The sequence below is a fragment of the Lysobacter auxotrophicus genome (assembly GCF_027924565.1).
GTDB classification, from domain to species: Bacteria; Pseudomonadota; Gammaproteobacteria; order Xanthomonadales; family Xanthomonadaceae; genus Lysobacter_J; species Lysobacter_J auxotrophicus.
In genome coordinates this window covers 2,638,939-2,662,811 of the sequence record NZ_AP027041.1, presented here as the reverse complement: position 1 = coordinate 2,662,811, position 23,873 = coordinate 2,638,939, and the positions used below count along the sequence as shown (strand labels likewise).

Sequence of the window (23,873 nt, the reverse complement as noted above, 5' to 3'; positions counted from 1 at the left end):
CGGTGGTGGCAGGCCATGCTGGCCGCGTTCGGCATGCTGGTGGCGACGTCCGCGTCGGCGCAGCTGTTCGACGTGTCCCGCCTGGACGGCGATCCCGTCCCGCTGGAAGTCCTCTCCGGCCGGCACCAGGGCGAGTTCGCCAGCGTCGAAGGCCAGGCCATCCACGAGACGAGCCGCCGCCCGCGCTGGTGGCGCCTGACCGCCCGCGAAGCGGTGCAGCCGGCCGATGCGCCGAACCTGGTCCTGCGCTTTCCCTACCTCAACCGCGTCGAAGTCTGGCGCCCCGGCGACGCGATCCCGCTGCGCCGCGCGCTGGTCGGCGGCGATGCCGACCTCGACTTCTCGACCCGCGCACTCGTCGTCCCGCTCCCGCAGGGCCTGGCGACCGGCGAATCGATCTACCTCCGCGTGACCGCCCTGTCGCCGACGCCGATGTCCGTCGCGGTCGAACCGCTGGCCGCCGTGCACCGCCAGGACCTGCGGCACGTCGCGCTGCGCACCTTCGTGCTGGGCACGCTCACGGTCCTCGCGCTGCTGGCGGTGGGGTTCTGGGTGGGAATAGGCGAGCGCACCTACGCCTACCTGTCGCTCACGCTCGCCGCGCAGGCGTTCTACCTCGCCTGCGTGGGCGGCGAGGTGCGCGCGCTGCCGTGGCTGGCCGAACTGGTCGGGTCCGATCCGCGCGTCGGGCGCATGTTCGGCCTGCTTGGCGTGGTGGCGAGCAACAGCTTCGTCGCGCTCTACCTCAATCTTCCCGAGCGGCATCCGCGCTTCATGCGCGTGCTCCACGGGTGCAATGCCGCGCTGCTGGTGCTGCTGCTGGCCAACCTCGGCACGATCGCCACGTGGTTGGCGTGGGTGGCGAACGTGGTGTTCCTGGTGTCGGCCGCGACGACCTTCGCCGTCAGCGTCACCGCCGCCTGGGGCCGCCAGCGTGAGGCGTATTTCATGGTGCTGTCGTGGGCGCCGATGATCGCGCTGGTGCTGCTGCGCGTGGGCGAACTGCTCGGCGGCTGGCGCAATCCGGAGTGGATGGAATATGCCTTCCCGATCGGCCTGGCGATGGGCGGCCTGGTGCTCACCATCGGCCTGACCGACCACATGCACCAGATGCGTCGCGATCGCGATCACGCGAGCCGGCTGGCGACCTACGACGTGCTCACCGGCGCGCTCACGCGTTCGGCGATCAACGAACGCCTGGAAGCGCTGGCCGAAGCCGCGCATCGCGGTCGCCGCCCGCTTTCGGTGGTGTTCTTCGATATCGATTTCTTCAAGCGCATCAACGACGCGCACGGCCATCGCGTGGGCGACCAGACGCTGCGGATCGTCGCGCTGCGCACGCGCAACCGGCTGCGCACGTACGATCTGTTCGGCCGCTACGGCGGCGACGAAATCCTCGTCGTGCTGCCCGACACGCAGCTGCGCGAGGCGCTGTGCGTCGCCGAGAACCTGCGCGCGGCGGTGAACTGCCGGCCGCTGTCGATCGAAAACCGCCTGTTCAACACCACGCTGAGCCTGGGCGTGGCGGAGCTGCATTACGGCGAGACGGTCGAGAAGCTCCTCGAACGCGCCGACGCGGCGCTGTACGCGAGCAAGGCCGCCGGCCGCGACCGCGTTACCGGCTACACCGCCTCCCGCCTGCGCACCACGGCGGCGACGCCAGTGTCGAATACGGCGAACTCGCACGGGGCGAGCACGGTGGTGTGAGTGACTTCGCCATCCGTCGACGACGGGGGTGAGCGAACGCGTCGTAGCGGTTCCATTCCGTCATCCCGGCGAAGGCCGGGATCCAGGCCGTCACGCCCTCAGCCAATGATTCCGTCATTCCAGCGAAAGCTGGAACCCATGTTGCTTTCGAAGCGCACTCCAACCGCCTTCCACGCACCGACCTAGGCGGCGCCATCTACGTATTTACTGCGTGCGCTCCAGCACCAGCAACGGATCCACGCGCACGTCGAACCAGTTCATCCCCCAATGCAGATGCGGCCCGGTCGCACGCCCGGTGGCGCCGACCGCGCCGATCACCTGTCCCTGCTGCACGCGATCGCCCACTTTTACGTCGATGCGCGACAAATGCAGGAAATTCGAGCTCACGCCGTGGCCGTGGTCCAGCAGCAGCGTGCCGCCGGTGAGGTAGAGATCGGGGCCCACGAACGTGACCACGCCCGATGCCGGCGCAAGCACCGGCGTGCCGGTCGGGGCCGCGATGTCCATGCCGGAGTGCGGGGATTTCGGTACGCCGTTGTAGACGCGCTGGTTGCCGAAGCGGCCGCTGATGCGGCCCTTCACCGGCCATACGAATGCCTGCGCGAAGTCGGCGCGATCGTCGTCGCGACCGCGCGCGGCGGTGACCTGCGCCTGTTCGCGCTCGATGCGCGCGGCGATCTCCGGCGGCGGCTCGACCGTCTTGGGCGGCACGCCGCGCACGTTTTCGACCGGCCAGTCGCGCGGCGTCACCGCGATGCTCGCGGTCTGCGTGCGCCCGTCGGCGGTGGTGACGTCCACGCGCACCGGGCCGGCTTCGTCGCGCCCGATGCCGAACACCACGGTGCCGTAGTTCGTCGGCCGCAATTCACGCGCGCCGTAGCGCACGCGCGCATCGGCCGGCACCTTGCCGAACACCAGCGAGCCCTGCTGCACGGACGCGGGAAACACGACGCGCGTATCGACCGGCACGTTCGCCGACGCCGAAGCCTGCGCAACCGCGGGGACCGCCGGCGACACCGGTGCCGCGGCACAGCCCGTCGACGCCATCGCCAGCAGCGACAGCGCGATCGTCCTTGCAAACCTCATCGATCGAACGCCAGGCGCTCGCCGCGCGGCTGGCCGACCAGCTGCCGCCCGTCCCACGCCAGTTCGCCGTTGACCCAGGTCGAGGCGATGCGCGAACGGAACGTCGTGCCTTCGAACGGCGACCACGCGCACTTGGACAGCACGTCCTCGCGCTGCACGGTGAACGGCGTGTCGTCGATGAGCACGAGGTCTGCCGCGTAACCTTCGCGAAGGAAACCGCGCCCCTTCACGTCGAACAGCTGCGCCGGCGCGTGTGCGAATTTCTGCACGACCTGCGCGGTGGTGAGGCGGCCTTCGTGCACCAGTTCCAGCGCGGCGACCAGCGCGTACTGCACCAGCGGCAGGCCGCTCGGTGCGCCGGTGTAGGGACGGGCCTTTTCTTCCAGCGTATGCGGCGCGTGATCGGTGGCGAGCACGTCGATCACGTCGTCGGCCAGCGCCTGGATCAGCGCTTCGCGGTCGCGGGCGTCCTTGATCGCCGGATTGCACTTGATCAGATGCCCCAGCCGCGCGTAGTCGGCGCGATCGAAGCGCAGGAAATGCACGCACGTCTCGGCGGTGATGCGCTTGCGGCTGCCGTCGGCGCGGATCAGCGGGCCGGTTTCGAACAACGCCAGTTCCTCCGCCGTGCTGATGTGCAGCACGTGCAGGCGCGTGTCGTGCTTGCGCGCGAGCGACAGCGCGAGCTGCGTCGACTTCATGCAGGCTTCGCGCGAGCGGATGTCTGGATGGCATGCGGCCGGGATGTCGTCGCCGTACTTCGCCTTGTAGCGGGCGAGTTCGGCATCGATCATCGGCGTGTCTTCGCAGTGCGTGATGATCGGCGTCGGCGCGTCGCGGAAGATGCCGTCGAGGATCTCCGGGTTGTCCACCAGCATGTTGCCGGTGGACGCGCCCATGAACACCTTGATGCCCGGCGCGGTGAGCGGATCCAGCGACTGGATCGCGGCGAGGTTGTCGTTGCTCGCGCCCAGGTAGAAGCCGTAGTTGCCCCAGGCACGGCCGGCGGCGCGGCGGTACTTGTTCTCCAGCGCCTCGGCGTCGAGCGTGGGCGGGTTGGTGTTGGGCATGTCCATGAAGGACGTCAGTCCGCCCGCGACGGCCGCGGCCGACTCCGTCGCGATGTCGGCCTTGTATTCCAGACCGGGTTCGCGGAAGTGCACCTGGTCGTCGATCATGCCCGGCAGCAGGCGACGCCCGCCGGCGTCGATCACGGTGTCGTTCGCGCGCGCCGACAATCCTGTGCCGATCTGGGCGATCCGCCCGTCCTCGAAACGCAGGTCGCCGTCGAATTCGCGGCCTTCGTTGACCAGGCGGGCGTTGACGATCAGTGTCGATGGCATGTGGTTTTCCCGGAAGGTGGTTCCGGCACGGGATCGATCCCGCCCGGGTGAAGGGGATGGCAACGCAGGATGCGGCGCAGCGCCAGCCAGCTGCCCTTGAACGCGCCGAAACGGGCGATGGCCTGCATGGCGTATTCGGAGCACGTCGGATGGAAACGGCAGCGCGGGCCAAGCAGCGGACTGATCCAGCGCTTGTAGCCTCGCAGAAGGACGATGAGCAGACGGTCGATCACGGTTCCTTAATGCGGACAGGCATCTGAATATGCGGTTGCCGCAGGTGCCGGGGCAGGGTATAACAGCGCGCTTTCCCGTCACAAGGCTCCAGTTTTCGTTCGATCCACGGATCGAACGACCTTCGCGGAACCAGCACGATCGAGGCTCCGCGGACGGTGTCCGGCACATGCATGCGATGTCATGCTGCGCGGACACGAAGTGGGGCATGCTGTGCTCCACACCGCCTTCGGACCCGTCGTCCGGAGGTCCTCAGGGATCAGAAGGACACGTCGCTCGTGGCAGTGAAAAAAACCGCGAAGAAGGCCGCCAAGGCCGTCAAGAAGACCGTCAAGCCGGCCGCCAAGAAGGCCGCGTCCAGCAAACCCGCAGCGAAGAAGACCGCGGTGAAGAAGCCGGCCGCGAAGAAGGCTGCGCCGGCCAGGAAGCCGGTGGCCAAGAAGGCCGCTCCGGCCAAGAAGTCTCCCGCCACCAAGCCCGTCGCCAAGAAGGCCGCGGTGGCGAAGAAGGCACCGGCCAAGCCGGTCGCCAGCACGAAGAAGCCCGTGGTCGCCAAGAAGGCGGCTCCGGCAGCCAAGCCGGTCGCCAAGCAGGCTCCGGCGCCCGCCAAGAAGGCCGCCCCTCCGGTGAAGTCCACGCCGGCGAAGGTCGCCCCCCAACAGGAAGGCAAGCCCACGGCCGCGAAGCCGGAGAGCAAGCCTGTCGTCAAGAAACCCGCAGCAGTGCGACCGGCCGCCGAATCCCCGGCGGCGAAACCGGTCGCCAGCAAGCCAGAAGTCGCCAAGAATCCAGTGACGCAACCCGTATCCAACAAGGCGCCTGCAACCAAAGCGGCGGCCGCAAGCAATCCCGCGACCAAGACCGCTCCGCGCCCGGCCGGCAAGGTGGCCGTGGCCGTCGTCGCAAAGCCGCAGACTCCTGCGCCCAAAGGCAAGGTCAAAGTCGTGCCGTACGAGACAGATGAGGCCACTGGCCGCCCGCTCGTCCCGCAGGGTTACAAGCCCGGCGTCGACGAGGAATACATGAACCCGCTCCAGCTCGAGTATTTCCGCAAGCGCCTGCTGCAGTGGCGTGCGGACCTGGTCGAGGAATCCAAGCAGACGATCGAGAACCTCAAGGACGAAGTCCGCGACGTCGGCGACGAAGCCGAGCGCGCCACCCGCGAGACCGAAAACTCGCTCGAACTGCGCACGCGCGACCGCTACCGCAAGCTGATCAGCAAGATCGACAGCACGCTCAAGCGCGTGGATTCGGGCGATTACGGCTACTGCGTCGACACGGGCGAGGAAATCGGCCTGGAGCGCCTGGAAGCGCGCCTCACCGCCGAGCGCACCATCGACGCGCAGGAGCGCTGGGAACACCTGCAGAAGCAGATGGGCGATTGATCCGCCGATCCTTCGTTCATCGCGACATGAAAAGCCCGGCCTCGTGCCGGGCTTTTTCTTTGCCTCATCGTCGCGAGACTCCCTGGACGGAGGGGTGGCAAGGCGGCTCGGTCCGCCCGCATTCGCACGGATGACGCCACCGGGGCCTTCGCTACGCGAGCGGCCCGATCCGGTCCATGCGCGCTCGACGCTGCAGGGGCATGCTGGTCCTCCCGCAAGTCCGGACCACGCCCATGCCCGAATCCATCGACTTCATGCGCGAAGCCATCGACCTCGCACGTGCGAACGTCGCCGCGGGCGGCCGCCCGTTCGGCGCCGTGCTCGTGCGCGATGGCGAAGTGCTCGCGCGTGCCGTCAATCGCATCCACGAAACCGGCGATCCCACCGCGCACGCCGAACTGCTGGCGATCCGCGATGCTGCGCAGCGTTCCGGTTCGCCGCGCCTCGACGGCGCGGTGATCTACGCCAGCGGCCATCCGTGTCCGATGTGCCTGGCCGCGATGCACCTGTGCGGCGTGGCGCGCGCGTATTACGCGTATTCGAATGAGGACGGCGAGCCGTTCGGGCTGTCCACCGCCGCGGTCTATGCGCAGATGGCGCGGCCGCCGGCACAACAGACGCTTGCGCTCCAAGCGCTGCGGCCAGCGGGCGAGGGCGGCTTGTACGAGGCGTGGGCCGCGGGACGCGGTTAATCCGTCGCGAGCGACTTGCGCATGAAAACGCGCGTGTGTGCGTCGGGATAACGGTCGAGCACTGCAAAGCGCTCGTAACCGTGGCGGCGATAGAACGCCTCGGCCTGCCAGTCGAAGGTGTCCAGTCGCGCCGAGTGCGCGCCCACCTGCATCGCGCGCCGCTCGCATGCGTGCAGCAACGCAGCGCCGTGCCCGTGCGCACGCGCGTCGTCGCGCAGCCAGAGGACGTGGATTTCGAGCCATCCAAGCAGCACGTCGCCGACGATGCCGCCCAGCAGTTCGCCTGCCTCGTCACGGGCGGCGAGCTGGATCGGCGTGGATTCGATCGACCCCACCACCGCGCGGTTGAACGCCTGCAGGCCTTCGCAGATGCGATGCGTTTCCAGCTCGCTCGCGTTGGTGATGTCGGCCATGCGGATTCGCCGGCGCTCAGTGCAAATCGCGCAGGTCCAGCCGGCGCAGTTTCGGCGCCAGCCTCGCCGTCGCGCCGACGACCGCCAGCGTCATGCAACCGCCGAAGATCAGTGACGGCACCAGGCCCATCAGCCGCGCCGCGACGCCCGACTCGAACGCGCCCAGCTCGTTGGACGAGCCGATGAAGATGCCGTTGATCGACGACACGCGGCCGCGCAGATGGTCGGGCGTGGCGAGCTGGAGGATCGTCGAGCGCAGCACGACCGACACGCCGTCGCACATGCCAGAGAGCATCAGCATCAGCGCCGACACCCACAGCTCCCGCGACAACGCGAAGCCGATGATGCTGAGGCCGAAGCCCGCGACTGCGATCAGCAGCACACGTCCGGCGTGGCGCTGCAGCGGGCGTCGCGCGAGGTAGATGCCCATCAGCACGGCGCCCGCCGCCGGCGCTGCGCGCAGCAGGCCGAGCGCTTCGGGCCCGTAGTGCAGGATTTCGCTGATGAACGCCGGCAGCAGGGCGACCGCGCCGCCGAACAGCACCGAGAACATGTCCAGCGCCTGCGCGCCGAGCACGACCTGCGTCTTGAAGACGAAGTTCAGGCCTTCGCCGATGCTCTTGAAGATGGGCGCGCGTTCGGCGGGCAGGGGCGGTTCGGTCACGCGGATCGTGATGACGGCGATGGCCGCCGCCGCGGCGAACGCTGCCGCCACCAGGTAGGCCGCGCTCTTGCCGCCCCACGCCACCAGCAGTCCGCCGGCCGCCGGGCCGAGCACCAGGCCCGACTGCATGACCACGCTGCTCACGCCCGCGCCGCGCACGAACTGCTCGCGCTTGAGCACGCGCGCGAACAGCGACATGTACACCGGCGCGAGGAACGCGCGCACCACGCCGTTCACCGCGATGGCCGCGTAGATGGTCAAGGTGCCGAACGACGAAGTCCCCGCCGGCAACACGCCGGACGCCACGCCTGCGAGCGTCAGCGTCGTCAGCAGCAGGCCGATGCACGCCGCCATGCCGAGCTTGCGGCGAGGCAGGTGGTCCACCGCATAGCCGGCGAACAGCGCGAAGCAGAAGTAGGGAATGACCTCGGCCAGGCCGATCAAACCGAGCGCGAACGCATCGCGCGTGAGTTCGTACACATGCCAGCCGACGGTGACCGCGACGATCTGGTACGACAGCATCGCCAGCAGGCGATACGTCATCAGCCCGGTGAAGCCGCGGTTCCGCAGCAGGTCGCCGACGCCGGGAGCGGCAGGCGCGTCGGCAGGTGCGGCGTCGCTCACCGGCGGTCGCTCACAGGGCCTGTCGGGCGCGTTCGCGGATGAAGCCCAGCAGCGCGGCCAGGCCGTTGCTGCGGGTCGGCGAGAGGTGCTTGGCCAGGCCGATCTCGGCGATGTAGTCGGCGTCCGTGTCGACGATTTCCTTCGCGCTGCGGCCCGAATAGACGCGCAGGGCGAGGTAGATCAGGCCCGAGACGATCGCCGAGTCGCTGATGGCGTGGAAATCGAGGCGATCGGCATCGCCCTGCGCGACGATCCACACCATCGACTGGCAGCCGTGCAGGCGATGTTCCTCCGTCTTCCACTCCGCAGGCAGGTCCGGCAGCTTGCGGCCGAGGTCGATCAGGTACTGGTAGCGCTCCGACCAGTCGCCGAAGAAAGCGAACTCATCGCGAATGGCCTGCTGCGCATCGTGCGTGCTGGCTTCGAGCGGGAACGGGCTGGTGGGGGAGGCGATGGCGTTCATTGTTTCGATTTTAATGCTCTAACAGCGTCCGCAGCTTCAAATCAGCGTGAAGACCTGACCATTTCGTAGTCGAATGCCCATCGGAGGTGATCGGCAAAATACGCTCCCTTTGATGCGGCATTTATTAGCCCAGCGTGCAGATCAGGGGAGACGTCGAAGTACTTATAAACGGCGCCGCTTTCAAACTCGATTTCCAATATTTTGCTTTGTGCGTCATAGCCCACGCTGATGATTCCGGACGACTGAACTACCACCTTTGTCGGTGTGTCTTTCAACGTCACTCCGAATGCGGCCAGTTGATCGCGGATCGCATCTGCTCGCGCGAAGTCCCGCGCCTGTTTGGCTTCGGCTCGCTGTTGAATCAAGTTTTCTAGCTGAGCGTCCTGGATGTTGGCCCCGCGCGCGAACCACGCCGCCGGCTCCTGTTGAAGCAGCCCGAGCGCCAGGCCGGCGCCAAGCAGCTCGGACTTCAGCCGCGCCTTATCGCTGGCCGACTCCGCCTTGCGCGCGTCGCCGGCGATGCGGGCGATCTCCGCCATCACCTGCGGCGTGTTGAGGTCGTCGTCGAGCGATGCCTCGACCGAGGCCGGAATCGCGGCGTCGGCCTCGACATCGGCCAGATCGCGCAGCGTTCCGTACAGGCGATCCAGCGTGCGCACGCTTTGTTCGATCAATCCATCCGACCACTCCAGCGGCTGGCGGTAATGCGCCGAGAGCAGCGCGAAACGCAGCGCCTCCGGCGGATACTGCTTGACCAGATCGTGCACGCGCTGGATGTTGCCGACGGACTTGGCCATCTTGGCGCCGCCGAAATTGAGCATGCCGTTGTGCAGCCAGTAGCGGGCGAAGATCTTGCCGCCGTGGGCGCACTCGCTCTGCGCGATCTCGTTCTCGTGGTGCGGAAACTGCAGGTCGACGCCGCCGGCGTGGATGTCGATGGTTTCGCCCAGATGCGCGGCGGCCATCGCCGAGCACTCGATGTGCCAGCCCGGACGGCCCCGACCCCACGGGGAGTCCCAGCCGGGCAGATCGTCGGTCGACGGCTTCCACAGCACGAAATCGCCCGCGTCGCGCTTGTACGGCGCGACGTCGATGCGCGCGCCGGCGAGCAGTTCTTCCGGATCGCGGCGCGAGAGCTTGCCGTACCCGGCGAAGGTGCCCACCGCGAAGAGCACGTGGCCTTCGGCCTCGTAGGCGTGGCCGGCGTCGATCAGGCGCTGGATCATCGCGATGATCTGCGGCACGTGCGCCGTCGCTTCGGGCTGGATGTTCTGCGGCTTCACGCCGAGCGCGGCCATGTCGTCCAGGTACGCGGCGGTGAAGCGGCCGGTGATCTCGGAGATCGGCACGCCGCGCTCGCGAGCGGCGTTGTTGATCTTGTCGTCGATGTCGGTGATGTTCCGGGCGTAGGCCAGCTCGCCGTAGCGGCGGCGCAGCACGTCGGCCAGCACGCCGAACACCACCGGCCCGCGGGCATTGCCGATGTGGACGAAGTTGTAGACCGTCGGCCCGCACAGGTACATCGTCGGGCGGGCGGGATTGAGGGGCGCGAACGGCTCGACCCGACGCGTCAGGCTGTTGAAAAGGTGCAGGCTCATGGGGTTACCGCCGGAAGTGCCGGCCATTCTAGCGGCAGCGCCCGGACGCGCGACGCGGGTCGGTCGAGGCGGCCGGCGGCGGCAAGCTAAAGGCGGGGTTCAGAACCGGCCCACCGTATCCGCTTACACTTTCTGAACATTTCCCCACCTTGCGAGCGTGATGGCCCCTCCAGTTCCGTCCCTGTCGGCGAAAGCGGCTCCCTCGCAGGGGCGCATCGCCGTGATGGCCATGGCGGTCCTGTGGGCGGCAGCGGCGCAGGCGCAGCAGGCGGCACCGACGCAGACCACGGTCATCCAGGCGGAGAACGTCCGCTTCGATTACGCCCAGGTGCTGCGCGTGACGCCGGTCTACCAGACGCTGAAGGCGAGCTCGGTCGAGGAACAGTGCGAGGAAGCCAAGGGCGACTCCAAGCTGTCGCGCGCCCTGGGTGCGGTGAAGGAAGCGCTCGGCCGCGAGGAAAAGCCCGACAAGCCCGCGGTGGTCCCCGACTGCAAGCCGGTGACGGTCGAGCGCGAGTTCCGACGCCCGATCGCCTACGACGTCGACTACACCTACAAGGGCGCCAAGTACCGCTCGCGCCTGCCGGACGATCCGGGCAACCGCCTGCGCATCCGCGTCTCCGTGACGCCGGTCGTACAGCCGCCACGAAGCCGATAGGTCCGGCCCGCGTGCCTTGCCGGATCATCGTCCCCGCGAAAGCGGGTACCCACGCGACGTTGGCATGACGCGCGGGCTTGCCGGATCGCTCCATTCCCGCGGGGCCGAAACCTTCCCATTGCAACTGCGCGCCACAAATGGGTTGCGCCGCCTTCCATCGCGTGCGAGCATTCGCCCCCTCATGAACCCCCTTTACGCCGACGCCGACGTGCTCACCTCCGCCTGGATGGCGGCGGGGATGACCTCGCGCGCGCGCCGACCGTACACCCACCAATCCGCTGGGTAGACGGTCGCACGCGCCATTCGCAACAGGCGAAGTGACACACGAAAAGCCCAGCCTACGCGCTGGGCTTTTTTGCTTTTCGGCCCAGCGATCCACTCCCCACCGGAACGCAGTCGATGACCCTCAGGCACTTCCTCAATACCCAGGACTGGTCGCGCGACGACCTCGACGCGCTGCTCGCGCAGGCCGCGCGGTTCAAGCGCAGCAAGCTCGGCGACCAGCTCCGCGGCAAGTCGATCGCGCTGGTGTTCTTCAATCCGTCGATGCGCACGCGCACCAGCTTCGAACTGGGCGCCTTCCAGCTCGGCGGCCATGCCGTGGTGCTGCAGCCGGGCAAGGACGCGTGGCCGATCGAGTTCAACCTCGGCACGGTCATGGACGGCGACACCGAGGAGCACATCGCCGAAGTCGCGCGCGTGCTGGGCCGCTACGTCGACCTGATCGGCGTGCGCGCGTTCCCGAAGTTCGTCGACTGGCAGTACGACCGCCAGGACATCGTGCTCAACAGCTTCGCGAAGTACTCGCCGGTGCCGGTGATCAACATGGAGACGATCACGCACCCGTGCCAGGAACTCGCGCACATCCTCGCGCTGCAGGAGCACTTCGGCACGAGCGACCTGCGCGGCAAGAAGTACGTGCTGACCTGGACCTACCACCCCAAGCCGCTCAACACCGCCGTGGCGAATTCCGCGCTGACGATCGCCACGCGCATGGGCATGGACGTCACGCTGCTGTGTCCCACGCCGCAATACGTGCTGGATGATCGCTACATCGGCTGGGCGGAGCGCAACGTCGCCGAGAGCGGCGGTTCGTTCCGCGTCAGCCACGACATCGAAAGCGCGTACAACGGCGCCGACGTCGTGTACGCGAAGAGCTGGGGCGCGCTGCCGTTCTTCGGCAACTGGGAGCCGGAAAAGCCTATCCGCGAGGAGTTCAAGCACTTTATCGTCGACGAGGCGAAGATGGCGCTGACCAACAACGGCGTCTTCAGCCACTGCCTGCCGCTGCGCCGGAACGTGAAGGCCACCGACGCGGTGATGGATTCGCCGCAGTGCATCGCCATTGACGAAGCCGAGAATCGCCTGCACGTGCAGAAGGCCATCATGGCCGCGCTGATGCAGGGCCGTGATTCGTGATTCGCTAATTGCGATTTCGAAAAAACAGTCGCGATCCAGTTCTCCACCTCTCTTCGAAATAGAGCCCCCCATGTCCCAGCAGAACGCTTCCACGAATCCCGAATCCCAAACCCCGAGTCATGGCGCCAGGGACATCGTCCTCGCCTTCTCCGGCGGCCTCGACACCAGCTTCTGCGTTCCGTACCTGAAGGAGCGCGGCTGGAACGTGCACACCGTGTTCGCCGACACCGGCGGCGTGGACGCGGAAGAACGCGCCTTCATCGAACAGCGCGCCGCGGAGCTCGGCGTGGCCTCGCACGTCACCGTCGACGGCGGCCCGGCGATCTGGGAAGGCTTCGTCAAGCCGTTCGTGTGGGCGGGCGAAGGCTACCAGTCGCAGTATCCGCTGCTGGTGTCGGATCGTTATCTCATCGTCGATGCCGCGCTGAAGCGTTGCAACGAGCTGGGCACCAAGGCCATCGCGCACGGCTGCACGGGCATGGGCAACGACCAGGTGCGTTTCGACCTGGCGGTGAAGGCGCTGGGCGACTATGAAATCGTGGCGCCGATCCGCGAGATCCAGAAGGAACACACCGAGGTCCGCGCCTACGAACAGAAGTACCTCGAAGACCGCGGTTTCGGCGTTCGCGCCAAGCAGAAGGCGTACACGATCAACGAGAACCTGCTGGGCCTGACGATGTCCGGCGGCGAGATCGACCGCTGGCAGGCGCCGGGCGAAGGCGCGATCGGCTGGTGCAAGCCGCGCAGCGAATGGCCGACGCAGCCGCTGCGCGTGAAGATCGGCTTCGTCAACGGGGAAGCGGTGACGCTCGACGGCCAGAAGATCGAAGGCCATGCGATGCTCGCCAAGCTCAACGGCCTGTTCGCGCAGTACGGCGTGGGCCGCGGTTTGTACACGGGCGACACGACGATCGGCCTGAAGGGCCGCATCATCTTCGAAGCGCCGGGCCTGACTGCGCTGCTCGCCGCGCATCGCGCGCTGGAGGAAGCCGTGCTGAGCAAGCAGCAGAACCGCTTCAAGCCCGAAGTCGCGCGCAAGTGGGTGGAGCTGGTGTACGAAGGCTTCTTCCACGATCCGCTGAAGACCGACCTGGAAGCGTTCCTGCAGTCGAGCCAGTCGACCGTCAACGGCGAAGTCACGCTGGAAACGCAGGGCGGCAACGTCACCGCGGTGGCGATCGACTCCAGGCACATCCTCAATGCTAAGGGCGCGACCTACGCGCAGGCGGCCGACTGGGGCGTGGCGGAGGCCGAAGGCTTCATCAAGCTGTTCGGCATGAGCAGCACCCTGTGGGCCGAGGTCAACCGGAAGGGCTGAAACGCGAGGAACAGCAGCGGGAAGCGGGCGAAACGGCTCGCTCCCCATTCCTCTCCACTCACTCCCGCATACGACATGCTCGACCAGACCCTCCAACATCTCGACGCGCTGGTGTCCTTCGACACGCGCAACCCGCCGCGCGATATCGGCACGGGCGGCATTTTCGATTACCTGCGCACGCAGCTTCACGGCTTCCGCATCGAGGTCGTCGACCACGGTGCCGGCGCCGTGTCGATGCTCGCGGTGCGCGGCAATCCGAACCGCCTGTTCAACGTGCACCTGGACACCGTGCCGTCGTCGGAAGCGTGGAGCGCCGATCCGCACGTGCTGCGCGTCACCGGCGACCGGGCCATCGGCCTGGGCGCGTGCGACATCAAGGGCGCCGCCGCGGGGCTGGTCACCGCGGCATCGCGCACGAAGGGCGATGCCGCGTTCCTGTTCTCCACCGACGAGGAAGCCAACGATGCCCGCTGCATCGCGGCGTTCCTCGCCACCGCGCATGCGTTCCAGGACGTGATCGTCGCCGAGCCGACGAAGTGCGAGGCGGTGCTCGCGCACCGCGGCATCAGTTCGGTGCTGATGAAGTTCCGCGGCATCGCCGGGCATGCATCGGGCGCGAACGCGATGCAGGCCAGCGCGTTGCATCAGGCGATCCGCTGGGGCGGCCACGCGCTGGATTTCGTCGAAAGCCAGGCGCACCAGCGTTTCGGTGGTTTGACGGGCCTGCGCTTCAACATCGGCCGCGTGGAAGGCGGGATCAAGGCGAACATGATCGCGCCCAGCGCCGAGCTGCGTTTTGGGTTTCGCCCGCTGCCGTCGATGTCGATCGATGCGCTGCACGAGCGTTTCGGCACGCTGGTCGAAGCCGGCGCGGTGGAGCGCTACGAGGAAACCTTCCGCGGTCCGTCGCTGCCGTCGGGCGACATCGCCGATGCGGAGAATCGCCGCCTGGAGGCGCGCGACCTCGCCGACGCGCTGGGTTTGCCGATCGGCAATGCGGTGGATTTCTGGACCGAAGCGTCGCTGTTCTCTGCCGCCGGCCTCACCGCGATCGTCTACGGCCCCGGCGACATCGCGCAGGCGCATACCGCCGACGAATGGGTCGCGCTGGAGCAGTTGCAGCGCTATACCGAATCGGTAACCCGCATCCTCGAACATTGACTGCAGCGCGATGCGGCAACCAGCCGCATCGGCGCCGCGATTCCCGGGTGGGCTGCGCTTACCCGGGCTACAGGACAGCACCACGTGAACGACACACGAGACATCCAGACCCGCCAGACCATCGTGCGCCTGCTTTCGAGCATGGCCAGCGCGAAGGAAATCTCGCAATACCTCAAGCGCTTCTCGCAGCTGGACGCCAAGCGCTTCGCCGTGGTGAAGGTCGGCGGCGCGGTGCTGCGCGACGACCTCGAAGCGCTGACCTCATCGCTCGCGTTCCTGCAGGACGTGGGGCTCACCCCCATCGTCATCCACGGCGCCGGCCCGCAGCTGGACGAGGAACTGTCCGCCGCCGGCATCGTCAAGCAGACGGTCAACGGCCTGCGCGTCACCTCGCCCGAAGCGCTCGCGATCGTGCGACGCGTGTTCCAGTCGCAGAACCTGAAACTCGTCGAAGCGCTGCAGGCGTTCGATGCGCGCGCGACGTCGATCGTCTCGGGCGTGTTCGAATCCGACTACCTCGACCGCGACACCTACGGGCTGGTCGGCGAAGTGAAGCGCGTGAACCTCGCGCCGATCGAAGCCAGCCTGCGTGCGGGCTCGATTCCGGTGATCGCAAGCCTGGGCGAAACCGCGTCCGGGCAGATCCTCAACGTCAATGCCGACTTCGCCGCCAACGAACTGGTGCAGAAGCTGCAGCCGTACAAGATCGTCTTCCTCACCGGCACCGGCGGCCTGCTCGACGACAACGGCCGGGTGATCGATTCGATCAACCTGTCGACCGAGTACGACCACCTGATGTCGCAGCCGTGGATCAACGGTGGCATGCGCGTGAAGATCGAGCAGATCAAGGACCTGCTCGACAAGCTGCCGCTGACCTCCTCGGTCTCGATCACCAAGCCGAGCGAGCTGGCGAAGGAGCTGTTCACGCACAAGGGCTCGGGCACGCTGGTGCGTCGCGGCGAACGCGTGCTGCAGGTGTCGAAGTGGGACGAGCTCGACCTCGAACGTTTGCGCGAACTCATCGAATCCGCATTCGGCCGCCGTCTGCTGCCGGACTACTTCGAGCGCACTACGCTGCATCGCGCGTACGTGAGCGAGAACTATCGCGCGGCGGTGATCCTCACCAGCGAGGATGCCGGCATCTATCTGGACAAGTTCGCCGTGCTCGACGAAGCGCAGGGCGAGGGACTCGGCCGCGCGGTCTGGCAGGTGATGCGCGAACAGAACCCGCGCCTGTTCTGGCGCTCGCGGCACGGCAACCCGGTCAATCCGTTTTATTACGCCGAGTCCGATGGCTGCCTGAAGCAGGAAAAGTGGAAGGTGTTCTGGTATGGCATTGAATCGTTCGACGAGATCGCCCGCTGCGTGGCGCACTCCGGCGGACGCACCGCGACGTTGAAGGACTGATGACGCGATGGGCGCGCAAGTCGACCACTGGAACACCGTTCCCAACCTGCGCGGCCAGCATGTCGCGTTGGAACCGCTGCGCGCGCAGCACGCCACCGGCCTGCGCGACGCGCTCGGCGATGGCGAGCTGTCGCGCCTGTGGTACACGAACGTGCCCGCGCCGCAGGACGTGGAGGCCTACATCGCCTCGGCGCTCCAGATGCAGTCGCAGGGCCGTGCCCTCGCATTCGCCGTGCACGACGCGCACGGCGAAGTGGTCGGCTGCACGCGTTTCTACGACCTCGATCCGGCTGTCCCGCGCGTGCAGATCGGCTACACGTTCTATGCCCCGCGCGTGCAGCGCACCGGGCTGAACACGCAGGCCAAGCTGTTGCTGCTCACGCACGCGTTCGAGACGATGGGCTGCGTGTGCGTGGGCTTCGAAACCAGCTGGTTCAACCACGCCTCGCGCGCGGCCATCGCGCGCCTGGGCGCGAAGCAGGACGGCGTGCTGCGCAGCCACCGCCGCCATGCCGACGGCAGCGTGCGAGACACGGTGGCCTTTTCCATCATCGAATCCGAATGGCCGGCGGTGAAGCGCAATCTCCAGCACCGGCTGCAACAACACGAACAGGGGAGCGACCACGCGTGAGCAGGTCCGTTGGCATCGTCGGCGCGCGTGGATACGTCGGCGCCGAACTCATCCGGCTCATCGCCGGCCACCCGGATTTCGAACTCGCGTTCGTGTCCTCGCGCGAACTCGTCGGCCACCGCGTCGCCGATCAGTTCGAAGGCGTGGTGGGCATCGATCCCGGGCTGCGTTATGTGTCGCCGTCCAACGACGAACTGCCGAATTTTGGTGCCGACGCCGTCGTGCTCGCGCTACCGAACGGGAAGGCGGCCTCGGCGGTGGCGGCATTCGACGCGGCAGGCATGGATCCCGTGATCGTCGATCTCTCGGCCGACTACCGCTTCGACGACGCGTGGTACTACGGCCTGCCTGAACTCACGCGCGCGAAGTACGCCGGCCAGCGTCGCATCAGCAATCCCGGCTGTTACGCGACGGCGATGCAGCTTGCCGTGGCGCCGATGCTCGATGCGCTTGCCGGCCCGGTACAGTGCTTCGGCGTGTCGGGTTATTCGGGCGCGGGCACGTCGCCGTCGGACAAGAACGATCCCGATAAACTGCGCGACAACCTGATGCCATACGCGCTGACCAACCACGTGCACGAACGCGAGGTCACGCGGCAGCTCGGCCACGAGGTGCAGTTCCTGCCGCACGTCGCGCCGCACTTCCGCGGTTTGACCATCACCGCAAATCTGCCGCTTTCCACGGCCTTCGAACGCGACGCCGTAATGGCACGCTATCGCGAGCGCTACGCGGGCGAGCCGCTCGTCGACGTGCTCGACGATGCGCCGTGGGTGAGCCGCATCGCCGGGCGGCATCACGTGGAGATCGGCGGATTCACGCTGTCGCCCGATGGCCGTCGCCTGATCGTGGTCGCGACCGAGGACAACCTGCTCAAGGGCGCGGCAACGCAGGCGCTGCAGAACCTCAACCTGGCGTTCGGTTTCGACGAGAACCGGGGCGTTCCGCAGGTGCGTCACGCGGCATAGTTCCAGCGACGTCCGCGCCAGCGCGGACGAGTACGAAGATCACGGAATATCGAGGCCGTCATGTCCGATCTGTTGTGGCAGAAACCCGGCGTCAAGGTCGACGCGCGGATCCAGAAGTTCCTCGCCGGCGAGGACGTGATCCTCGATCGCGAGTTCTTCGTGTTCGACATCCAGGCCAGCCGCGCGCACGCGCAGGGCCTGCAGCAGATCGGCATCCTCACCGCGGACGAACTCGCCGGACTCGAGCGCGAGCTGAGCGTGCTGGCTGACGATTTCACCGCCCGCCGCTTCGTCCTCGACGAGCAGTACGAGGACGGACACTCGGCGATCGAGGCGCGACTGGTCGAACGCCTCGGCGATGCCGGCAAGAAGATCCATACCGGCCGAAGCCGCAACGACCAGATCCTCGTCGCCACGCGTTTGTGGCTGAAGGATCGCCTGTCGCGTCTTCTCGCGACGTGCCGCGAAAGCGCGCAGGTCGCGCTGGCCCGCGCCGAAGCGGAGCAGGGCGTCCCCCTGCCGGGTTACACGCACCTGCAGCGCGCCGTCGTGTCGTCGCTGGGAATGTGGTGGGCCGCGTGGGCCGAAGGCTTCATCGACGACGCCCAGCGCGCGGCCGACACGCTGGCGTGGGTCGATGCGAATCCGCTCGGCAGCGCCGCCGGTTACGGCGTGAACCTGCCGCTCGCGCGCGACCACACCACGCAGGCGCTGGGCTTCGGGCGGATGCAGGTGTCGGCCGCGTACGCGCAGCTGTCGCGCGGCAAGTTCGAGATGGCCGCCATCGAGGCGCTGACCTCCGCGCTGCTCGACCTGCGCCGCCTCGCGTGGGACCTGAGCCTGTTCACGAGTGCCGAATTCGGCTTCGTCGCGCTGCCGTCGCAGTACACCACCGGCAGCTCGATCATGCCGAACAAGCGCAATCCCGACGTGATCGAACTGATGCGCGCGAGCTACTCCGCCGCCGCGGCGGCCCGCACCGAGATCGAACAGCTGCTGTCGCTGCCATCGGGCTATCACCGCGACCTGCAGTTCTCGAAGGGAGCGATCTTCCACGCATTCGGCCGTGGCCTCGACGCCCTGGAACTGCTGCCGGACCTGCTGCGCAACCTGGAATGGAAGACCGACCGCATGCGCCACGCGCTCGACCCGTCGATGTATGCGACGGACCTGGCCGTCGACATGGCGCGCGACGGGCTCCCGTTCCGCGAGGCCTACCGGCTGGCCGCCGATCCTGCCCGCTGGGCGGAAGGGGATCCGGACGCGAGCCTGCGCGCGCGCGTGTCGCCCGGCGCGTCGGGTGAGCTCCGCCTGGATGCGTTGAAGGAACGACTGGGCCGATTCACGGGCTGACCTCCGCCCATGCGCGCCGGATGCGGGCGCAGGGGTCCAATGCAGTTGCTGTCGCGGTTCCGCATCACACGGTTCGACCATGATGAAGGGGAGCTCCACGTGCGCCATTGGTTCATTGCATTGCTCGCGTTCGCGCCTGCTGTCGCGGCGGCGCACGAGGTGCCCGCGCCTGCCGCCATCGACGCCGAAGTCGCGCGGGTGATGCGCGAGACCGGCGCGAAGGGCATGGCGATCGCCGTCGTCGACGACGGCAAGCCGGTGCACGTCGCCGCGCACGGCGTACGCAACGCGGCAGGCGATCGGCTGACAACCGACACGATCATGTACGGCGCGTCGCTCACGAAGACGGTGTTCGCCTACACCGTGATGCGGCAGGTCGATGCGGGCCGTTTCACGCTCGACACGTCGCTGGCGGACATGTTGCCCAGGCCGCTGCCGTCGTACGCATCGGCCGACATCTCCAATCGCTACGCCGACTGGACCGCGCTCGACGAGCGCTGGCGCAAGCTCACGCCGCGCGTCGTGCTCACGCATGCGACGGGGTTCGCCAACTTCGGTTTCCTCGAGCCCGACGAGAAGCTGCACTTCCATTTCGATCCGGGCACGCGCTACGCGTATTCGGGCGACGGGCTGAACACGCTGCAGTTCGCGATGGAGACCGGCAAGGGGATCGACGTCGGCCGCGAGACCGCCCGCATCTTCGACGAACTGCGCATGACGCGCACCAGCCTGATCTGGCGCGACGACTTCGCCGGCAACCTGGCCGACGGCTGGGACGAGCAGGGCAAGATCGAGCCGCACGACGAGCGCTCGAAGGTGCGCGCGGCGGGTTCGATGGACACCACGATCGCGGATTTCGCGAAGTTCGTCGCTGCGTTCGTACGCGGCGATGGCCTCACGCGCGACAGTCGTGCGGAGATGGTGAGGCCGCAGCTTCCGATCACCACGAAATCGCAGTTCCCGACGTTGCAGCCGGAGCTTCCGCCGGCGCAGCGGCGGAAGGATCTTGCGGCGGGCCTCGGCGTGGTCGTGTTCGATGGCCCGCAAGGTCGCGGCTTCTTCAAGGGCGGACATAACGAAACGACGGGCAACACGCTGGTCTGCGTCGAAAAACACCGGCGCTGCGTGGCGATCCTGTCCAACGACGTGCGCAGCGAAGCCGGGTTCCCGCAGCTGGTGCGCTTCGTGCTGGGCGACACCGGCGTGCCCTTCGACTGGGAGTACGGGACGCAATGAACGCCCCGGTGTTCGCCGCGCAACCGCTGCCGCCGTGGCGGCGCGCCGTGCTGAAAGTCGGCAGCAGCCTGTTGTCGGGCGACGACGGGCTCGACCCGCGCCACGCCGGCGTGCTGGCGCGCTTCATCGAGCACGCGCGCACGCAGCAGCGTGAGGTCGTGCTGGTGTCGTCCGGCGCGGTCGCCGCGGGGCGGCACCGCGTCGGCGCCGGCGGCGATGGCCTCGTGCTGCGGCAGGCGCTCGCATCGCTCGGCCAGGCCGCGCTGGTGACGTTCTGGCAGCAACTGGTCGATCGTCCCGTCGCGCAGGTGCTGCTCACGCACGACGACCTGCGCAACCGGCGTCGTTATCTCAACGCGCGCGCGACGCTGCGCGAACTGTTGCGCCTGGGCGCGTTGCCCGTCATCAACGAGAACGATGCCGTCGCCGTCGACGAACTGAAGCTCGGCGACAACGACAACCTCGCCGCCGCGGTCGCATCGCTGGTGGATGCGGACCTGTTGCTGATCGCGACCGACATCGGCGGCCTCTTCAGCGCGCACCCGCGCGACCCGTCGGCGCAACCGATCACGCGCGTGGACTCGATCACGCCGGAACTGCTGCAGGCCGCGAGCGGCGGCGCGGGCACACTGGGCACGGGCGGCATGCGCACCAAGCTCGACGCCGCGGCGAAAGCGGGCGCGGCCGGCATCCCGACGGCCCTGTTCTGCGGTCGCGATGCGCAGGTCGTGCGGGCACTCCACGACGACCGCCTGCACGGCACGCTGGTGACGGCGCAGGGCGATCGCCTCCGCGCGCGCAAGCAGTGGCTGCGCCACGCCCCGTCGTCGGGCCGCCTGCGGGTGGACGCGGGCGCGATCGCGGCGCTGCACCGGCAGGGCGCGTCGTTGCTGCCGGGCGGGGTGGTGGTGGTAGAAGGCGAGTTCCGTCGCGGCGACGTGGTGGAGATCGCCGACGAACACGATGCCGCATTCGCGCGTGGCCTCGCGCAATACGGCGCGAACGAAGTGCGCAGGATCGCGCGCCGGCACAGCAACGAGATCGAGGCGCTGCTCGGATTCCGTTACGGCGAGTCGGTGGTGCATCGCGATGATCTCGTGCTGCTCGATGCGGCCACGAACCGGGAACCGACGCCATGACCGGTTACGTCCGCAACCTCGCCGAGCACGCGCGCGACGCCGCATCGGTCATCGCGCGGCTCGACGGCGACACGCGGCGGCGGTTGATCGAACGCATGGCCGACGCGCTGTCGGAGCGTCGTGCGCAGGTGCTCGCCGCGAACGCGGACGACATGGAGCGCGGCCGGGCGAACGGATTGAGCGATGCCGTGCTCGACCGGCTGAAGCTTGACGACGCGCGCATCGACGCGATCGCGCACGCGGTGCGCGAGGTGGCGGCGCAGGCCGATCCGCTCGGCGTCGTCACGCGTCGCGACGTGCGGCCCAATGGCGTGGTGGTGGAACGCCAGCGCATTCCGCTGGGTTTGATCGCGATGATCTACGAAGCGCGTCCGAACGTGACCGCCGATGCCGCCGCGCTGTGCCTGAAGGCCGGAAACGCGGTGCTGCTGCGCGGCGGTTCGGAGGCGCGCGCGAGCAACGCGGCGATCGCGGCCTGCCTGCATGCGGCGCTGCGCGCGGAAGGGCTGCCGGAAGCCGCGGTCTCGTTGATCGCGGATCCTGCGCGCGAACACGTGCTCGAACTGCTGCAGCTGACCGACCTGGTCGACCTCGCGATCCCGCGCGGCGGCGAAAGCCTGATCCGCTTCGTCGCCGAGCATGCGCGCGTTCCGGTGATCAAGCACTACAAGGGCGTGTGCCATCTGTACGTCGATGCGTCCGCCGACCTCGCGCAGGCGCTGGACCTGCTGGTCGACGGCAAGGCGTCGCGGCCGGGCGTGTGCAACGCGCTGGAAACGCTGCTCGTGCATCGCGATATCGCCGACGAATTCCTGCCGCGGGCCATGACGCGTCTGACCGGGCGCGGCGTCGAAGTGCGCGGCTGCGAGCGCACGCGCGCGATCGTTCCGCAGGCGCGCGAAGCGACGGACGACGACTACGCGGCCGAATACCTCGACTTCGTAATCGCCGCGCGCGTGGTGGACGACCTCGACGCGGCGCTGGCGCACATCGCCCGGTTCGGCTCGGATCACACCGAGGTGATCGCGACGCAGGACGCCGCCGCAGCCGACGCCTTCGTGCGCGGCATGCGCAGTTCGGCGGTGATGGTCAACGCGTCATCGCGCTTCAACGATGGCGGTCAGCTGGGCCTTGGCGCGGAGATCGGCATCTCGACCACGCGCCTGCATGCCTACGGCCCGATGGGCGCGGAGTCGCTGACGATCGAGCGCTTCGTCGTGCGCGGGGACGGGCAGGTGCGGCATGGGGAGTCGCGCGAGGATTGAACCGCGGGTTCACTCGCGCAACCGCTGCACGCCCAGCCAGCGCTCGCCGGGCGCGAGCGTGACCGGGTCCACTACCGTCCCGGCTTCAACGCAGACGAAACGCAGGTGCTCGCCGGCGCCGAGATCGCCCATGGAGGCCGCCAGCGTGGCGCCCGGATTCCACACGACCGTGTCGCGGAAGCCTTCGGCGTCCAGGTGCAGCGTCGCGTCGCCGTCGCGCAGCCCCAGCGCACGCGGCGCGTTGGCATAGACGCGGTCGAGTTCGCCTTCGAAGCGCACCGGCGCCCCCGACGCCGGCATCGGCGCGCTCCTGCGGGCGCTGTCCTCGTACGGCGTGGATTCCAGCCCGCACAGCTCCACCGCAGCCAGCTTCGCGACGCGAAGATACGTATGCAGCGCAGCGGTGAAGGCGAACGGCGATTCGTCGCGGTTGATCACTTCCAGTCCGACCTGGAGCGCATCGGCCGACAGCGCGACGTGCAGCCGCGCGCCGAACCGGTGCGGCCACAGCGAGCGGGTGTGTTCATCGTCGTCGAGTTCGAACACGGCCGACTCGCCGAACGGCGTGGCGTCGCGCAGCCCGGCGAAGCGCCACTCCAGCAGTCGCGCGAAGCCGTGCTTGGTCAGCGGACCGCGTGCGGCGAACTGCGGAAAGATCACCGGGATGCCGCCCCGGATCGCGCTGCCGGGCGCATGGCTCGCGTTGGGGCTCAGGTACAGGCGTTCGCGGGCGGGCGCGGGTTTCCATGAGAGCACGTGCGCGCCATGCAGGCTGACGTCGGCCGTGGCGCCGCCGGGGTGGCGCAGGCGCACGCAGGAGAGGCCGCGCTGTTCGAAGGGCTCGACGGACAGGGACATGGCGAGGGGGCCGGATGGACTGCGCCGCATGATGCCCGAGCGCGGATCGCTTCGCCGCCCGGATGCATCGCGAGCAAGGCGCCCCAACGAAAAACGCCGGCATCGGCCGGCGTTTTCTGTGTCAGCAACCGCATCGCTGCGGAGTTGGTCGGGGAGACAGGATTTGAACCTGCGACTTCTACGTCCCGAACGTAGCGCTCTACCAGGCTGAGCTACACCCCGACTGCTGAGCCGCAAATTCTAGTCAGTTCGACCGG

General features: G+C 68.0%; 22 protein-coding genes, 1 tRNA gene and 1 pseudogene. 14 read left to right on the top strand and 10 right to left on the bottom strand.

From position 1 onward, the window contains the following. The first annotated feature begins 15 nt into the window (after positions 1-15). The gene (locus tag LA521A_RS11955; RefSeq protein ID WP_281779125.1) at positions 16-1,707 is read left to right on the top strand and encodes a GGDEF domain-containing protein; all 1,692 of its coding nucleotides are present in this window, start codon (positions 16-18) and stop codon (positions 1,705-1,707) included. A gap of 204 nt (positions 1,708-1,911) precedes the next feature. On the opposite strand, the gene LA521A_RS11950 is transcribed toward LA521A_RS11955, so the two are convergent. From LA521A_RS11950 to yidD, 3 genes are read right to left on the bottom strand one after another with little or no spacing between them, the layout of a single operon-like run. Continuing rightward, positions 1,912-2,793: a M23 family metallopeptidase gene (locus tag LA521A_RS11950; protein WP_281779124.1), complete on the bottom strand. Its 882-nt coding sequence runs from the start codon at positions 2,791-2,793 to the stop codon at positions 1,912-1,914. Next, on the bottom strand, positions 2,790-4,136 hold the full coding sequence (locus tag LA521A_RS11945; RefSeq protein ID WP_281779123.1) for a dihydroorotase: 1,347 nt from the start codon (positions 4,134-4,136) through the stop codon (positions 2,790-2,792). Before LA521A_RS11945 ends, LA521A_RS11950 begins: the two co-directional genes overlap by 4 nt. Then, positions 4,121-4,369, bottom strand: coding sequence for a membrane protein insertion efficiency factor YidD (gene yidD / locus LA521A_RS11940; RefSeq protein ID WP_157030615.1), 249 nt, complete (start codon positions 4,367-4,369; stop codon positions 4,121-4,123). Before yidD ends, LA521A_RS11945 begins: the two co-directional genes overlap by 16 nt. Positions 4,370-4,645: 276 nt before the next feature. On the opposite strand from yidD, the gene dksA reads away from it, so the two are divergent. Both dksA and LA521A_RS11930 read left to right on the top strand, forming a co-directional pair. After that, positions 4,646-5,752 (top strand): RNA polymerase-binding protein DksA, encoded by a 1,107-nt coding sequence (gene dksA / locus LA521A_RS11935; protein ID WP_281779122.1) that lies wholly within the window; start codon positions 4,646-4,648, stop codon positions 5,750-5,752. 233 nt (positions 5,753-5,985) lie between these two features. Next, positions 5,986-6,444: a nucleoside deaminase gene (locus tag LA521A_RS11930; RefSeq protein ID WP_281779121.1), complete on the top strand. Its 459-nt coding sequence runs from the start codon at positions 5,986-5,988 to the stop codon at positions 6,442-6,444. Here LA521A_RS11930 and LA521A_RS11925 read toward each other — a convergent pair. The 5 genes and pseudogenes from LA521A_RS11925 to cysS form a co-directional block, all read right to left on the bottom strand. Next, positions 6,441-6,857, bottom strand: coding sequence for a GNAT family N-acetyltransferase (locus LA521A_RS11925; RefSeq protein ID WP_281779120.1), 417 nt, complete (start codon positions 6,855-6,857; stop codon positions 6,441-6,443). The two genes, LA521A_RS11930 and LA521A_RS11925, sit on opposite strands and share 4 nt — an antisense overlap. Positions 6,858-6,873: 16 nt before the next feature. Further along, the gene (locus LA521A_RS11920) at positions 6,874-8,145 is read right to left on the bottom strand and encodes an MFS transporter (RefSeq protein WP_425494510.1); all 1,272 of its coding nucleotides are present in this window, start codon (positions 8,143-8,145) and stop codon (positions 6,874-6,876) included. A 10-nt stretch (positions 8,146-8,155) separates the two neighbouring features. Beyond that, the gene (locus tag LA521A_RS11915; protein WP_281779119.1) at positions 8,156-8,608 is read right to left on the bottom strand and encodes a SufE family protein; all 453 of its coding nucleotides are present in this window, start codon (positions 8,606-8,608) and stop codon (positions 8,156-8,158) included. Between the two features lie 41 nt (positions 8,609-8,649). Further along, positions 8,650-8,832: a KTSC domain-containing protein gene (locus LA521A_RS18945; protein ID WP_343226717.1), complete on the bottom strand. Its 183-nt coding sequence runs from the start codon at positions 8,830-8,832 to the stop codon at positions 8,650-8,652. Positions 8,833-8,859: 27 nt separating this feature from the next. Further along, positions 8,860-10,206 (bottom strand): annotated as a pseudogene (cysS, locus tag LA521A_RS11910) (cysteine--tRNA ligase); the annotation flags it as partial. A 220-nt stretch (positions 10,207-10,426) separates the two neighbouring features. Here cysS and LA521A_RS11905 point away from each other — a divergent pair. From LA521A_RS11905 to LA521A_RS11855, 11 genes are all read left to right on the top strand, one after another. After that, entirely contained in the window at positions 10,427-10,864 is a 438-nt protein-coding gene (locus LA521A_RS11905) for a hypothetical protein (protein WP_425494597.1), read from the top strand. Positions 10,865-11,263: 399 nt separating this feature from the next. Further along, positions 11,264-12,283 (top strand): N-acetylornithine carbamoyltransferase, encoded by a 1,020-nt coding sequence (locus LA521A_RS11900; protein WP_281779117.1) that lies wholly within the window; start codon positions 11,264-11,266, stop codon positions 12,281-12,283. A gap of 70 nt (positions 12,284-12,353) precedes the next feature. Then, positions 12,354-13,601 (top strand): argininosuccinate synthase, encoded by a 1,248-nt coding sequence (locus tag LA521A_RS11895; protein ID WP_281779116.1) that lies wholly within the window; start codon positions 12,354-12,356, stop codon positions 13,599-13,601. 75 nt (positions 13,602-13,676) lie between these two features. Beyond that, the gene (locus LA521A_RS11890; RefSeq protein ID WP_281779115.1) at positions 13,677-14,762 is read left to right on the top strand and encodes an acetylornithine deacetylase; all 1,086 of its coding nucleotides are present in this window, start codon (positions 13,677-13,679) and stop codon (positions 14,760-14,762) included. Between the two features lie 141 nt (positions 14,763-14,903). Further along, positions 14,904-16,169, top strand: coding sequence for an acetylglutamate kinase (locus tag LA521A_RS11885; protein ID WP_281782081.1), 1,266 nt, complete (start codon positions 14,904-14,906; stop codon positions 16,167-16,169). Between the two features lie 7 nt (positions 16,170-16,176). Then, positions 16,177-16,800, top strand: a complete 624-nt coding sequence (locus tag LA521A_RS11880) for a GNAT family N-acetyltransferase (protein ID WP_281779114.1) — start codon at positions 16,177-16,179, stop codon at positions 16,798-16,800. Next, the gene (gene argC / locus LA521A_RS11875; RefSeq protein WP_281779113.1) at positions 16,797-17,765 is read left to right on the top strand and encodes an N-acetyl-gamma-glutamyl-phosphate reductase; all 969 of its coding nucleotides are present in this window, start codon (positions 16,797-16,799) and stop codon (positions 17,763-17,765) included. The genes LA521A_RS11880 and argC overlap by 4 nt, the downstream gene beginning before the upstream one ends. Before the next feature lie 60 nt (positions 17,766-17,825). After that, positions 17,826-19,118 carry an argininosuccinate lyase gene (gene argH, locus LA521A_RS11870; RefSeq protein ID WP_281779112.1) on the top strand — a complete coding sequence of 431 codons (1,293 nt, stop codon included), beginning with the start codon at positions 17,826-17,828 and terminating at the stop codon, positions 19,116-19,118. A 99-nt stretch (positions 19,119-19,217) separates the two neighbouring features. Beyond that, on the top strand, positions 19,218-20,354 hold the full coding sequence (locus LA521A_RS11865) for a serine hydrolase domain-containing protein (RefSeq protein ID WP_281779111.1): 1,137 nt from the start codon (positions 19,218-19,220) through the stop codon (positions 20,352-20,354). After that, positions 20,351-21,493, top strand: coding sequence for a glutamate 5-kinase (proB, locus tag LA521A_RS11860; RefSeq protein ID WP_281779110.1), 1,143 nt, complete (start codon positions 20,351-20,353; stop codon positions 21,491-21,493). The genes LA521A_RS11865 and proB overlap by 4 nt, the downstream gene beginning before the upstream one ends. Then, positions 21,490-22,758: a glutamate-5-semialdehyde dehydrogenase gene (locus LA521A_RS11855; RefSeq protein WP_281779109.1), complete on the top strand. Its 1,269-nt coding sequence runs from the start codon at positions 21,490-21,492 to the stop codon at positions 22,756-22,758. The genes proB and LA521A_RS11855 overlap by 4 nt, the downstream gene beginning before the upstream one ends. Before the next feature lie 9 nt (positions 22,759-22,767). Here LA521A_RS11855 and LA521A_RS11850 read toward each other — a convergent pair whose 3' ends face one another. Both LA521A_RS11850 and LA521A_RS11845 read right to left on the bottom strand, forming a co-directional pair. Then, entirely contained in the window at positions 22,768-23,616 is an 849-nt protein-coding gene (locus LA521A_RS11850; RefSeq protein ID WP_281779108.1) for a D-hexose-6-phosphate mutarotase, read from the bottom strand. A 145-nt stretch (positions 23,617-23,761) separates the two neighbouring features. Then, positions 23,762-23,838 (bottom strand) — tRNA-Pro (locus LA521A_RS11845). Positions 23,839-23,873 lie beyond the last annotated feature (35 nt).

Excerpts from the sequence above, each read along its gene's own strand:
- LA521A_RS11890 (WP_281779115.1), top strand. The coding sequence starts at position 13,677 with ATGCTCGACCAGACCCTCCAACATCTCGACGCGCTGGTGTCCTTCGAC.
- argH (WP_281779112.1), top strand. The coding sequence starts at position 17,826 with ATGTCCGATCTGTTGTGGCAGAAACCCGGCGTCAAGGTCGACGCGCGG.
- LA521A_RS11945 (WP_281779123.1), bottom strand. The coding sequence starts at position 4,136 with ATGCCATCGACACTGATCGTCAACGCCCGCCTGGTCAACGAAGGCCGC.
- LA521A_RS11850 (WP_281779108.1), bottom strand. The coding sequence starts at position 23,616 with ATGTCCCTGTCCGTCGAGCCCTTCGAACAGCGCGGCCTCTCCTGCGTG.
- LA521A_RS11925 (WP_281779120.1), bottom strand. The coding sequence starts at position 6,857 with ATGGCCGACATCACCAACGCGAGCGAGCTGGAAACGCATCGCATCTGC.
- LA521A_RS11900 (WP_281779117.1), top strand. The coding sequence starts at position 11,264 with ATGACCCTCAGGCACTTCCTCAATACCCAGGACTGGTCGCGCGACGAC.
- LA521A_RS11855 (WP_281779109.1), top strand. The coding sequence starts at position 21,490 with ATGACCGGTTACGTCCGCAACCTCGCCGAGCACGCGCGCGACGCCGCA.
- LA521A_RS11915 (WP_281779119.1), bottom strand. The coding sequence starts at position 8,608 with ATGAACGCCATCGCCTCCCCCACCAGCCCGTTCCCGCTCGAAGCCAGC.
- LA521A_RS11885 (WP_281782081.1), top strand. The coding sequence starts at position 14,904 with ATGGCCAGCGCGAAGGAAATCTCGCAATACCTCAAGCGCTTCTCGCAG.
- LA521A_RS11930 (WP_281779121.1), top strand. The coding sequence starts at position 5,986 with ATGCCCGAATCCATCGACTTCATGCGCGAAGCCATCGACCTCGCACGT.
- LA521A_RS11955 (WP_281779125.1), top strand. The coding sequence starts at position 16 with ATGCTGGCCGCGTTCGGCATGCTGGTGGCGACGTCCGCGTCGGCGCAG.
- LA521A_RS11950 (WP_281779124.1), bottom strand. The coding sequence starts at position 2,793 with ATGAGGTTTGCAAGGACGATCGCGCTGTCGCTGCTGGCGATGGCGTCG.
- LA521A_RS11895 (WP_281779116.1), top strand. The coding sequence starts at position 12,354 with ATGTCCCAGCAGAACGCTTCCACGAATCCCGAATCCCAAACCCCGAGT.
- LA521A_RS11880 (WP_281779114.1), top strand. The coding sequence starts at position 16,177 with ATGGGCGCGCAAGTCGACCACTGGAACACCGTTCCCAACCTGCGCGGC.
- proB (WP_281779110.1), top strand. The coding sequence starts at position 20,351 with ATGAACGCCCCGGTGTTCGCCGCGCAACCGCTGCCGCCGTGGCGGCGC.